This is a genomic window from Cyanobium sp. Cruz CV13-4-11, from assembly GCF_024346055.1.
In the GTDB taxonomy this organism is placed as follows: domain Bacteria; phylum Cyanobacteriota; class Cyanobacteriia; order PCC-6307; family Cyanobiaceae; genus Cyanobium.
Genome location: NZ_JAGQCH010000013.1, coordinates 85,182 through 97,609, shown reverse-complemented (window position 1 = coordinate 97,609; position 12,428 = coordinate 85,182). Strand labels below are relative to the sequence as shown.

At 57.4% G+C, this 12,428-nt stretch carries 13 protein-coding genes and 1 pseudogene; 8 read left to right on the top strand and 6 right to left on the bottom strand.

All coding sequences use genetic code 11. The features are described from left to right. Positions 1-326, bottom strand: a 326-nt coding sequence (locus tag KBZ12_RS11195) for a transposase (RefSeq protein ID WP_254958033.1), incomplete at its 3' end; no start/stop codon positions are given. A gap of 184 nt (positions 327-510) precedes the next feature. Continuing rightward, positions 511-3,114, bottom strand: coding sequence for a CARDB domain-containing protein (locus tag KBZ12_RS11190; protein WP_254958032.1), 2,604 nt, complete (start codon positions 3,112-3,114; stop codon positions 511-513). A 452-nt stretch (positions 3,115-3,566) separates the two neighbouring features. Here KBZ12_RS11190 and KBZ12_RS11185 point away from each other — a divergent pair, with 452 nt between their 5' ends. The 8 genes and pseudogenes from KBZ12_RS11185 (at position 3,567) to KBZ12_RS11150 (ending at position 10,271) form a co-directional block, all read left to right on the top strand. Further along, the gene (locus KBZ12_RS11185; RefSeq protein ID WP_254958031.1) at positions 3,567-3,890 is read left to right on the top strand and encodes a hypothetical protein; all 324 of its coding nucleotides are present in this window, start codon (positions 3,567-3,569) and stop codon (positions 3,888-3,890) included. A 15-nt stretch (positions 3,891-3,905) separates the two neighbouring features. Further along, positions 3,906-4,199, top strand: a pseudogene (locus tag KBZ12_RS11180) (siphovirus Gp157 family protein); the annotation flags it as partial. A gap of 85 nt (positions 4,200-4,284) precedes the next feature. After that, complete coding sequence (locus tag KBZ12_RS11175) at positions 4,285-4,509, top strand: hypothetical protein (RefSeq protein WP_254958039.1); 225 nt, start codon at positions 4,285-4,287, stop codon at positions 4,507-4,509. A gap of 38 nt (positions 4,510-4,547) precedes the next feature. Then, a complete protein-coding gene (locus KBZ12_RS11170) occupies positions 4,548-5,276 on the top strand; it encodes an RAD52 family DNA repair protein (protein WP_254958030.1) in 729 nt (242 codons plus the stop codon). Positions 5,277-5,334: 58 nt separating this feature from the next. After that, complete coding sequence (locus KBZ12_RS11165) at positions 5,335-6,054, top strand: hypothetical protein (RefSeq protein WP_254958029.1); 720 nt, start codon at positions 5,335-5,337, stop codon at positions 6,052-6,054. 304 nt (positions 6,055-6,358) lie between these two features. Next, complete coding sequence (locus KBZ12_RS11160) at positions 6,359-6,598, top strand: hypothetical protein (protein WP_254958028.1); 240 nt, start codon at positions 6,359-6,361, stop codon at positions 6,596-6,598. Between the two features lie 296 nt (positions 6,599-6,894). Continuing rightward, positions 6,895-8,418, top strand: a complete 1,524-nt coding sequence (locus tag KBZ12_RS11155) for an IS5 family transposase (RefSeq protein ID WP_254958027.1) — start codon at positions 6,895-6,897, stop codon at positions 8,416-8,418. A 1,682-nt stretch (positions 8,419-10,100) separates the two neighbouring features. Then, positions 10,101-10,271 (top strand): hypothetical protein, encoded by a 171-nt coding sequence (locus KBZ12_RS11150; protein ID WP_254958026.1) that lies wholly within the window; start codon positions 10,101-10,103, stop codon positions 10,269-10,271. A 208-nt stretch (positions 10,272-10,479) separates the two neighbouring features. Here the strand turns inward: KBZ12_RS11150 and KBZ12_RS11145 are convergent, their stop codons facing one another. The 4 genes from KBZ12_RS11145 to KBZ12_RS11130 all read right to left on the bottom strand — a co-directional run bounded on the left by KBZ12_RS11145 (position 10,480) and on the right by KBZ12_RS11130 (position 12,416). Beyond that, positions 10,480-10,764 carry a hypothetical protein gene (locus KBZ12_RS11145; RefSeq protein WP_254958025.1) on the bottom strand — a complete coding sequence of 95 codons (285 nt, stop codon included), beginning with the start codon at positions 10,762-10,764 and terminating at the stop codon, positions 10,480-10,482. Between the two features lie 164 nt (positions 10,765-10,928). After that, positions 10,929-11,261 (bottom strand): hypothetical protein, encoded by a 333-nt coding sequence (locus KBZ12_RS11140; protein ID WP_254958024.1) that lies wholly within the window; start codon positions 11,259-11,261, stop codon positions 10,929-10,931. 28 nt (positions 11,262-11,289) lie between these two features. Further along, positions 11,290-11,433: a hypothetical protein gene (locus tag KBZ12_RS11135; protein WP_254958023.1), complete on the bottom strand. Its 144-nt coding sequence runs from the start codon at positions 11,431-11,433 to the stop codon at positions 11,290-11,292. Between the two features lie 524 nt (positions 11,434-11,957). After that, positions 11,958-12,416: a hypothetical protein gene (locus tag KBZ12_RS11130; protein ID WP_254958022.1), complete on the bottom strand. Its 459-nt coding sequence runs from the start codon at positions 12,414-12,416 to the stop codon at positions 11,958-11,960. Positions 12,417-12,428: the final 12 nt, after the last annotated feature.

The following is a 12,428-nucleotide window of genomic DNA, read 5'->3' as shown; positions in this document are numbered from 1 at the left end:
GTGAACGTGGTCGGGTGCCAGATCGGATCATCCGGGCTGAGGCCCACAAACCAGCGGAACAGCAGGTTGTAGTGGAGCTGCTCCAGCAGCAGCCTCTCGGATCGGATCCCGTAAAACGCCTGCAGCAGCGAGGCCAGCAGCAGTTGCTCCGGCGGAACCGATGGTCTTCCTTCCAAGGCATACAGCCTGCAGAAGGTTGGATTGAGCCGATCAAGCGCCTGATCCGCCAGCTTGCGAATCCGCCTGAGCGGATGGCTGCTCGGGATCCGATCCTCGATCGAGACGTAGGAGAACAAGGAGCCGCTGCGCTCCTGTTGGCCTCGCATCAACGAATGGGCAGTTGATCCATTCTCGCAGAGGTGGCCGGGTTTTTCAGCGAACTCTTAAAGGCGCTGCACGTTGCTTGGCACCCATGACGGCGTGTCGGCCATTCTTCGCCGAGTTGGTCGCCACAATAGACTCCCTCAGTCAATCAGTCTTTGAGCCTGATCAGGCAAATGGTGCTAGTTTTCACAATTTCAGGCCGGAGAGAAGATCATTCACAACAACGTAATCCAAGGATATGTCAACGTTAGCGATGGGAGCAACGCCTGATCTCTGGAGTAGCAAACTTGAACTACTGACGGATACCGTGGAAGCTGATGATTCCACTTGGGGAAGAACCTCTTTATAGTCGTTGGTAGGCTTGGACGTCAAAACGGCGTCCTTGATTGAAAGGCCCATGATTGGAATTATACTTGCCACTGCAAAGCCGGTCGGTGGTTTTGGCGCGGTAACGGTGCTGAAGGAGGCGGTTGGCTGATCGCTGACTGTGGTGCTCTGCTCCGGCAAACCCAGTTGCGAAAACTGTGCATCACCACTCAGCGAGGGGGAGAGTGATGGAGCAATCGATGGTTGCATTTCCACGTCAGAGGCAGGTTGCGGAGCAAGACCTAACAGCAGGACTGGTTGAGAATCAGAAGCAACCACTTGATTTCCCGATAACAAGACTTCCGGGATCAAGATCGTGGGATCCATCAATGTGACCTGCTGGGGTATAGAGGCATTCACCATCACAGACGTAGAAGTTGTCATGAGAGTGGATCGCAGCCAATAGGACGGGATCGGATCAAGGGTGTAGACGTCAGCAGGTTGTGGGGTGATCTCGATGGGCACAGAGCTTACGGCCTCAGGAGATGATTTCACAAATAAATATCCGGCGCCGAACAAATAAGATGGTATATAAACAGGAAAGGAGATGTTCGTTGATTCTCCGGGCTGGAGATTCAATGGTTCTGCTTGAGGAGGCGGAACAACGGTGCCGCAACGGGAGAAAGTCTGAGCATCCGAAACAACACAAGAAGACACCTTGGAATATGGGAAGTATGGAGCATGTCCGTGGCTGAAAAGGTAGCTGTCATCTTCATCGCCGAGAATGGCGTTGGGCGAAAAGACGATCTGATCGGGGTTGAATGTATTGACAGCCGACTCGCCATCGTTGCGAATCTCAAGGCTTAAGTTAAAGTACGATCCCGAATCTGCCGTATTGGCAGCGGAAATAGAGGTGATGGCTACATTCTTTTTAAGAATAGAAATCTGTTGAGAGTAAAGGTTGTTGGTTTCGTTTGTCTCGTTGATCAACTTACCGCTGTCGAGCTTAAAGAGCAGGTATCCATCACCAACATAGTCGCTTGGGAGATGCAGCGAATGGCTGAACGCTTGAGTGCCAAATGCAGCTAGATCAATTGGATTGAAGGAAAGACTGTCGGCAAGGAAAACATCATCGTCGTCGCCATAAATATCATTAACGGAAAAAAAGATGGAGTCAAAGTTGTTGGCTGCGTGAACGGCAACATCACTTTGATTGACAACAGACCAGGAAAGCTGAATTTGATCACCTGAGCTGGCAGTTGCTGGGGCCACAACATCTGCAATAGCGAGATCCGGCTGAAGAATGGAGAATGCTTGCATCAAGACGTTGTCAGACTCAATAGTTTCGGGTAAAGTATTAAATCCGTCAGCAGAAAAGAATAAATAGCCTTCACCGGAGAGACTGCTGGCGATACTGAAGCTCTGGGTGTAAGATCTGGATTCTCCTGGCTGAATAGCGTCTGAACTCCAGGAGGGCGAATAGTCGATAAAGATGCGCACATCATCCTCATCTCCATAGACATCGTTGTTTGAGAAAACAACTGTGTTCTGATAGGACGATCCTGCCAGAGCGAGATCGCCATGATTGGTAACCGTCCAGCTCATCTCGACCTGCTGACCAGACACCACCTGGGAGGGTGCGACAGCAGCATCGAGGGAGAGATTCGGAAGGACAACCTCAATACCATGCATTACGATATTGTCAGCCTCATTAGACTCTTCTAGGTAATTGAAACCATCCTGCCTGAAGAAGAGGTTACCAACGCCGGCATATGCCGCTGGAATGTAAATAGACTGACTACTGGTGACAAGATCAACGGAAGCGGGATTGGACCAATCGAACCCTCCATAGAGGGTGGTGATGTAGGCATCGTCCTCATCGCCATAAACATCATTTTGAGAATAGGTGACCACACACAGAGAGGCTGCAAACGGCAAAGACGTATTGCCGCTACTGGAGTAAGTCCAGGAAACATTGAATTGATCGCCTGCCGTGGCCACCGATGCCGCTGTGACTTGGGTGATCGCCAGGTTGGGGAGGCTGAACACGGGATCAACAGAGGCATCGGGCAGCTCTGTCGGCTCTCCAGTTAGCGGGTGAACCGGCAGGAAGCACCCAGGGATGAAACCGCCCGTGCAATCGATGATCGTCGGCTCGGTGATGTCCAGGGGTGGTTCTGTGGGCGCGAAGCCATCCACGGGCTGGAGAGGTTCGCCAGTCAGGTAGCTTCCGGTGATCGGATCGGCGAGGAGGCCAGCATCACCGGCCTCCTCGCCGATGGCCAGGGTGGTCACTGTCCAATCCGGTTCAGTCGGAGCTGATCCACACCCGACGTCGTGAGTGGAGAATTTCTGACTTCCGTCCTGCCAGCCCAACAGTTCCGAAGCGCCATCCTCGCCGAGGGCCATGGTGATGATGGCCTTGTCGAGCGAAACCCAGTCGGGCAGGGCGTAGTCGATGAACGCTTGACCGCTGGGATCCATGGTTGTCCAGCAGGACACTACATTTGCTTCAGTCTAGCATCTGAACGCGCAGTGGGCAGGGGATCCATCGGAATCTTTGGATCGTCACGGGATCCTCAGGTCCGAGCCGTAGGCCGAGCGGTGGCGGGGCGCTGGAGGCCGTTTGCTGGTCAGGTGCTGGCACAGGTTGCCTCGCGCGACTCCGCGGCCGGCGCTGCTCCAGTGCGGTGTTTATTGCACTTCAAGCCTGCTCAACTGCGCTGCCCCTGGACGGCTTAGCTTACCCCAGATCCGCTGCAGCATCAGCCAACTGCTTGCCTCAAAGTGTAGTTCATCAAGTAGAATAAACACCACGCCAAAGGCCACGAGACCATCGCCTGCGGCAACGTTATCCCCTGGTCTCGCTATCACCGCTGCGTCTGCCTGAGCGGCTGTGATGCCCCGATCAGTTGTCACCTTCGGCAACTGAATCCATGGATCTCTCTGTATCAACACGCCCGTACTCCCGGGCCCCCGTCGCGCTCGCCCCGGCCCCAGCCGCTGCCCCCGCTTGCTCTCTGCAGCGTTCCGGCTCCCTGTGGCAGCTGGGCATCGAGGCCCAGGAGCTCACTACGACGATCGGCCAGCTGGCCCAGCTGCTGGAGGCCGACGACGACGACACCCGCTCCCAGGCCCTCGCTGAGCTGGAGGCCACCCTGCTGGCTGAGGCCCACAACAAAACCGCCCTGGCCGCCAAGGCCGATGCCACCTGCTGGGTGATCGAGCACCTGCGCGGTCAGGCCGCCTACCGCCAGTAGCAGGCCAAGCGCCTCAACGCCCTGGCCACTGGCGACGCCCACCGGGCCGCTGCCCTGGAGGACTCCCTGGTGCTGGTGCTCACCCGGCTGCAGCCCAACGCCACCCGGTTCAGCTTCCCCAACCACGAACTCAGCTCCCGTAAGACCCAGGCCGTCGAGATCGCTGACGAGGCCGCCCTGCCCCCCGAGTGGCTCACGGTCAAGACCACCACCCAACCGGACAAAACCGCCATCAAAGCTGCGATCAAGGCCGGCCAGCAGATCCCCGGCGCCCAGCTCCTCACCCGCCGCAGCTGGCGCATCACCTGAGGGGCCAGGGGCCCTTCCAAAGGGTCTGCAGCAGGAGCAGGCCCACCTACTCCCTCCAGAGCCAACCCAATCCCACACCAGAACCATGGACCTCACCGGTTACGCCAACACCACCAGCACCACCCCCACCCCCACCAGCCCCCGGCCCCCCGGCCATATCTGGTCCACCCGCCTGGCCAGCTGGGTGGTGCCCATCACCCGCAAACCGGGTCGCCGGCCCTCGCCCCAGCACGTCCACTGCAGCGAGCCGCCCTGCTGGGTGCTGGTTGAACCCCTCAAACCCCTCGATCCAGACGGCACCGCCAGCTGATCCCGTTCGCACGCCCCCCCCCCCGCCCCCGCACCGCAATGACCTACCTGTTCTCCCCCGAGCAGATCGCGTTCCTGTCCGCTCCCCTTGATCGCGCCAAGGTTCGCCAGCAGCGCCAGGGCCGCAGCTCCGTCAGCTACCTGGAGGATTGGCAGGTGATCGCCGAGGCCAACCGCATCTTTGGCTTTGACGGCTGGCAGCGGCAGACCGTCCAGACCCGCTGCGTTCACCAGGGCGAGCGGCTGATCGGTGAGCAAGAGCGCCCCGGCTGGGGTGTGACTTACACCGCCCGGTTGCGCATCAGCGTGGGTGAGGGCTCCGGTGCCCAGCTGATCCGTGAGGGCTCAGGGGCTGGCCACGGCATCGACACCGACCTGGGGCAGGCCCATGAGTCCGCGCTCAAGGAAGCCGAGACCGATGCGATGAAACGGGCGTTGATGACCTTCGGGAATGCCTTCGGGTTGGCGCTGTACGACAAGCAGCAGCGGGAGGTGACCGGGGGTGCTGGTGCCAGGCCCACCTCCCTGCGGGTGGTCCCCCCGGCGCCAGGCCCCCAACCCGAACCCGACCCTGGCCTGGCGCCCCTCGATCCAGCTACTGTCCGCCAGCTGCACGCCCCGGTGCTGGCGGGGTTCAGCAAAGCCTTCCGCAAGCGCGTCCAGGTGCCGGCTGAGACGGTCACCATCGCGGATCGAATCAGCCAGCGGCGCCAGCACGCTGGATCGAGACGTTCCTGGTGTCGCAGCAGCAGGCGCAACCTGGGGTGACGGCTCCCTGACCCTTCGAGGCAGCTCACAGAGCCCCCCCCTACCCCCGGTGCTGTCGGTGGGGGCGATCGTCCAGCAGCCAGCTGTGGATCCCGTGGCTGTGTTGAACAAAGAAAAGCAACAGAGGCAATCGGCCTCATTGTTTCTAAATGGAGTAGAAATGTCTGTTCAGACTATAAACAATGCCCAACCCCGCGTCCACGGCGTCTTGTGCCATCAGAGTCAGTTGGTGGAGCAGTTAGTCTCGGTTCCACCGATCACTGTTTGCAAAGATACGCATCGCACCTTCAAGTGTAGCTACTTCATCCATTGGCTAAACGTCAAGCCTGAGCACATCGAGATCCCTGATGACGTTAAGCGCATCAGCAAGGGGCGCCGGAACCTGGGCGGTATCGTTGTATGTATGGACTATTCGGCAGGGGAGATCTTCGGCCAGTCCGTGGGGGCGATGACCCACTCAAAATGGGTGGCTCTCTTTAAGAAGCTTGGTGTATTTCTAGATGTCTATACCAGGCTAGGCTTGACAGAGGAGGAGCAGTCTATGGTTGCTTTGGATAGCGCGCCGGAGAGATACTTTTTCAGGAATCAGTTTGTAACCAGCCACTGGCAATACGTGAGGATCATGGAGGAGCACCCCAAGCTCAAAGTGTTGGTTCTCAGCCTTTCCGAATTGGTTGCGGCTGCAGAGCTGGCTCGGGAGAAGAGACTTGCTATAGGCATGGCTGAATGCCTTCCAAGTTCCCCAGTTGTGAACGGAGCTGGGGGCTGCACAGCATGATTAGTGCTTGTGATCTGGGGCATCTGGCGACCACTGATCGCCTGCATGGTGACCTTGGCTTTGCGCTCGGGGCTACAGGCTTCGGGTACAACCTGCCTCACGGGGTTACGATGGGGCCTGTCCAGAAGTCCCGGGCCACCGCAGGTGCTCGAACGCACAGCAACTGGACGGCAGGGCCATCGGAGCCGCTGGGAGTTGCAGCACGAGTGGCCACAGCACGGTGGCGCCTGGCTTGGCTCGGCAAGGGCTGCGCAAGTCCGCTGGGCGTCCCCTTGACTTCCCCTGCGCCCTGCACCCGGTCGTGGTGACCCACGCCATTCCTCCCATGGCTGCTCCTCAAGGCCCCTGCTGCGCCATCCGGTTCGTGATTGAACACATCAACTACCCGGAAGGCCCCAAGGGCGGCTCCAGCCCCTGCGAAGTCCGGTACTTCGGCAAGCGGGGCAAGCAAGTCAAAAAGATGCGCCTGGTGCCTGCCGCCAAGGCCTTTGAGATCGCCCGCCAACTCCAGGGCGCCAAGGGCTCGACCATTTCGGTGATCTGATCCCAGGGGGCTCCGGCCCCCTTTTTGCAGGCACCGGCGTGGGTCACAGGTCCTCCATGCCAGCCAGGTTCTCTGACGGGCATCTGGGATCGCCTTGTGGTAGCTGATCAGATCGAGATCGGTTGCGTGTTCGGCGACGATTAGATAGGCGGCCGCCTAAGTAGGGCTTGCTGAATTACCCAGATCCATTGCGCCACAGTTGATTCCAGGGGCAGTCTCGCGTTAGGATGGAGTGCAATCAGCCATTTCTAGCTTAGAAGATCCTGCTGGCACGCAAATGTACGTTTTTTAAGCACATGGGCCAGCTGTCGATTGAGGAGTTTCACTCGCCCTTTGGTGGAAAGCTAGATCCCAACAACCGCTGGGTTCTGCTCCACAAGGTGATTCCGTGGATGCCACTGGAAAGCGACTATGCGCCCCAGTTCACCGCCAAGACAGGAGCCCCAGCCAAGCCCTTCCAGATGGCATTCGGAGCCGTGTACATCCAGCAAAGGTTGGGCGTGACGGATCGGGAGACGGTGGCGCTGATCACAGAATCACCCTACTTGCAATTTTTCATTGGATTGGGCGGTTACCAGCCACTGCCGCCATTTGACCCATCAATGATGGTGCATTTCCGCAAGCGCATTGGCCCTGACCTGATGAAGGTCTGCAATGACATGACCAAGGCTAATGGGATCGCGATGATTCAGGAGCTGCTGGCGGAATCGCAGCAAGAAGACGGAACAGATCAAGAACAACAGAAGCAGCTTGCGGCCATTGAGGAGGAGCTTGGCGTGAAGCCAGCATCGCTTGAGGCCGATAGCAACTGGGGCACTCTGATCCTTGATGCAACCTGCGTGCCCGATGACATCCCCTATCCTGTGGACTTGAGACTGCTTGATGAATCGCGAGAAACAACGGAGAAGGTGATTGACGAGTTGTTCAAGCAGCTGCAGGGAAAGATCGGGCGTAAGCCCCGCTGCAATCGCGATAAAGCTCACAATCTATTTCTGACTATCATCAAGAAGAAGAAGCCAAAGCGTGAGGAGATCCGCGAGGCGAAGCGCTTCCAGCTCAACGAGATCAGCCGTAACCTAAGGGCAGTTGACGACATGATCCACTGCGGCGCAGTGCTTTCGGCGCTTGGCTCACAGCTGTACCACAAACTGCTGATCGCCAGTGAGATCTATCGGCAGCAGCAGGATATGTACGACAATGACAGCCGGCGTATCGATGACAGGATCGTCAATCTTTCGAAACCGCATGTAAGACCGATCGTGAGAGGCAAGGCCGGCAAGAAAACTGAGTTCGGGGCCAAGATCTCAATTTCTGATGATAACGGATTTGTCGATGTGGATCGGATTAGCTGGGACAACTACAATGAAGCCAACGACTTGATCGCACGTGCCATGCAATACAAGGGAGAGCGGGGATATTACCCAGCGAGAATCTGTGCCGATTCGATCTATATGACATCAGACAACAAGAAGTTCTGTGCAGACAATAACATCAGGCTCAGTGGCCGCCCACGCAAGAAGCAAGCAGGAGCCGAAATGCAGACACCAGAGCAGCAGGAGCTGTTCAAATCAGACTTAAGAAAGCGTTCGGTGATTGAGGGAAGGATCGGAACGGGAAAGCGGAAATACGGACTTGATCGGATTCTGACCAAGCTAGTTGCAACATCAAGAACGGTGATCATGATGGCGTTCTTTGTGATGAATGCGGAGAAGATCCTGAGGCTACTGCGCCTATTATTTGTTCTTGTTGTCTCGATCTACTTTGCGATGCTCTGGTTATGGGCTTCCTGGCGTCGTTCAGGGCGCTTGTGGGCTACATAGGCTACCTTTTGCATAAGGCGCGACGTCGTTCGCAATTGATCGTCCAGGCTGATCAAACCGCCCTTGGCGCAAGGAAATGTTCGATCAGGCAATTGAGCAAGCCCTACTTAATAACTCGTACAATCCAGAGGGCACCTCGAAAAAGATAAGAAATCCGAAAAGTTCAGAATGATCCGCATGAGGAATTGTTACAACATGATGGTTCCTGATTTGGTCCCGAATCACATTGGCTGTGTAATGGCAATTCTTGGAGGTGATCCCCAGCAGGCGGTTCTCGGACCGGTGAGCCGCAACTACGGTTTTCGAAATGTTTTTCACGTCCTATGTCTTAATGACGATTTGAGTGATCTCGGCAACTCATTTCTTGCGTAGTTCACTGAAAGGCCCGTCAGAATTGGGCGGCTCTCAGAACCGCCCAACCTTAGTGGACCTTTTGCGAACTAGTATTTTCTTCTCGGAAATCTCATCAACCTTCATAGAGGCATTATGATTAAATTTAGCTGGAACGCCCAACTGCTGGGCATTGCTGCGTTGTTTCTAGCGCTCGCGCCTTGGCCGCCGGCACACGCGGAGCAGCCCTTTACGATAGAAATTCAATGTACCATACCTCTTAACAATTACATTTGCGTACAAACCGGTACGCCCTCGACAACAAAGAGCTTCGTTATTGAAACGGTCTCGTTTTCCGGACAGGCGACTTTGGGTCAAACGGTCGGAGGCAATTTCAGTTTTAAAACGGGAAGGAAAGCTGCTGTCGCTTGGCTGCCGGTTCAAAGCTTGGGCGCTTCCCCCTCAGCGGGAACTGGCGTATACGTGGCCACCCTTCCAGTGCGCCTAATTCTAGATCCAGGCAGTCCTATTAGGATGGAGGTTTATCGAAATTCAACGGCCAATTCCGGGCAGAACACCCCCTATTCTCAGAGACTGAACTTAATGGGTTACCTGCAATAGTAGTAGCCGTTCAGGGGCGGGATGAACCTGAGATCCATTGCAATGCTCTCGGTCTGTTCCGCTGGGTGATGTTTGGAAATCTATCAAGGTATATCAACGCGGACCCGACAAACCCCATTACACTCCTTCAAGCCCGCCATGGCAACGACGGATAGCCCCTCTGAGGCAAGTTCACCTCATTTCCATTCCTAACCCCTGACCGGGTACCAACTAGGGGCTCCTGAAACAAGGTAAATCAATTGCGCTGCAACTGGTCTCAACGAATGGATGCTGGCAAACTGGCAGGGAATGCTGCAATCTGCTGGTGGGAAAGGCTTACACCGCCATGCGTTTTGAGGCCTACCTGCGGCATCAAGCGCCCTTGGGACTTCAGGGCTGCCCGGCGGGGCCTGCAAAGCCAGCCGGTGCCAAGACCTCAGCGGCCGGTGAACCTCACGATCATCAACGCGGGAGCCAGGCCCAGCTCAGGCAGGCGTTGGTACTGCAGGACCGTGGGGTCTTGGGAGCATGCCCAGGAGTTGCTGCGGCAAGGGCACACCTACCTGGATGGAGACAGTGACGGCAAAGCTTGCGAGGCGCTGAGATGAACGCCTCCCCCGGAGGCGGCGAGATCGGCTCGGCCGCGCTTACCACTGTCGAACTGTTGGCCCTGCTGGTCGCCCAGCCTGCCGCACCTGCAACACCTTCAGAGAGGGCGATTAATTGCGAACGGCGAGGGCAATACCGGCCAAGTGCTGCAGCTTCAGGGCGGGCTGGCCCTTGTGCTGCTGCTGTTGTCAGGGGTGAGTGACTTGATAGAGGTCGACCAGCTGGAGCAGCTGCCCGACGACCAGCCCCGGCCAAAAACACCCGAGCGGCTGAGAGAAGCCGGCTGGAGCATCGCCTGGGAAAGCATCGGCTGATCAGGGCTGTTGCCAGCTGACCAGCGATCAATGATGTGGACGGTGTTGTTGGATAACCCCCTGAAGGTAGGCCCAGGTTGACGTTGATATTACGCCCAACACAAACACGACAAATGCAGTTACGAACACTGCAAGACCCACGATGACGCAAGTGGCGAGCCAGGTGGCAATCGCCACCATAATGTCACCATTACGCCGTATCCCTTTATCATGCTGAGCTTGCCTTGCGGGGGTTCTTATTGGTCCACGGCGAGTTCCGCTCCTGGGCCTGGACTGAGCCTTCGAGACAGATACTCTCCAAAGCCCTAATCGTCGTCTTGACATAAGTTGCTTCCTCAGTGGAAAAGAGGCAGGTGGCCAGCCAGCAGAGCATCCTCGGGCCGGGCAGCGGCGCCGCCAGTAGCGGGATGCCATGGCTCAGCTGGCCGGAGATCGAGCAGGATTTCGTCAGGGTCAGCACCGACGGCAACCGGTTCATGGAGCGGTTCACCATCGCGACAGGCAAAAAGCACCTTGAACCGCCTGGCCACCGAGGCCGAACAGGCCTCACTGAAGAAGGCCAGGGCCGCGGAGGTCCCGCTTGAGGGTGTGGCCAGTGGTGGCTGGCTGGCGGTGGGCTAGGCCCTGTGGGCAGTTCGGCTTGCTGTTGAGCGGCAGTCATGGGGCCCCCGCGACGGTTCCAGTATGTAGTTCGATTCCGTGGTAAGCACACCAGGCTTCCAGGTTGTTTGGCTCATCGGGGTCGGCTGGACATCCTGTGTTGGTGGATAGCGTCAGGGGCGAACCCTTGAGGTTGCACCACTCCTGCAGCTCGGGCTCCTGGGGCCACGGATCGTCGGGGTTATCCGGCGGCACGCTCACCTCACCCGGGAAGCCGGTCATCCGGGCCTGTTGAACCAGCCTGATGCGACCTTCCCTCTCCAGCATCTGCTCATCCGTGAGGTCGGGCCGTTCAGCCCGCAGCTGCTCGATGCTCGGCGGTGGTTGCATCAGGTAAAAGTAGGCCGACCGCGGGTTGTCACGGGTTGTGCTCCAGCACCAAGCGACAGAAGGTCTTTAGTTCGTCAATGCTCATGTCGTGCTTGGCGTCATTGGTGCGCCAAGCACAGATGACGAAATCGCAGATGGCCTGGCTATCGCGGTGATCGATGGTCGGTTGCAAGGCCCGCGCTCGCTTGTAGGTCGCGCCCTGCAACCCCGACTCGTCACTGTCGTAATTGCCGAGCAGGTCCCATCGCAGCTGTTCACCTGTCCAGTACTCGCACCCACCGCAATCCGCGATTGCGGCATGAACTGCGGCCTTGGCCTCACTGACCGAATAGCCCCCCCACGCTGTTCGTCACGGCGGACAAGGCCCTGAGCCTTACCGCGTAGCCAGTTGTTGTAGGCGGTTGGACTCAGGTGCTCGGAAACCCACGGCGGTGGCTGGTACTTGTGGCGGGTGATGATGCCCGCCAAGTCTGGTGTGACTGGTCGGATCACTTGATCGGTCACGGCCAGGATGCTTTTGGACTGCTTGCCCCCTCCATGATCACAGCCAAGTGGGGCAGTAGCCAGGGCCTTTGCCCTACCGATATCGGTGCCAGGTGTCAGGCAGCCCCTTTTCGCAACCTTTCAAAAGCGCGAGAGACGCTGCTCCCGCCCTGGTGCGTCTGCGGGAGGATGCCCGCTGGCGCAGCCGATGATTCAGGTAGTGGTGCTGCGCACCAGCCCATCGCGGATCATCTGCTTTTCGGCAGCGTCACCACGTCGCCCTTTGTAGTTGCGGCCCCCTACGTTGAGCTTCCGTTTGCACGGGTGCATAAGAAGCGCAAAATTAGTTGTGAAGCCTGGAATGCCATTGATCGCTGCACCTGAAATAACGGGACCAACGGCATCGATTTCGGTGAACTTCATGCCTTTCTTCCATCGGCTCAAGTCATCGGAAATCCGGGCCAAGAGGTGGTAGAACTCCCCGCCCAGCACCAACACCAATCGCGGGCGTTGTACGTCTAACTGTTTGACGAGAATGTTTAGGCAATGTTCTGTGAATTGCAGGTCGTGCCTGCCTGGGAACTTCCCGGTAGACTTATTGCCTGGGATTAGCCCCATGTAGAAGTTGGTGAAGAAGCAAAACTCGGGAAGGACACCGGCCTCCTCAAGCACGGGCAGAAGGTT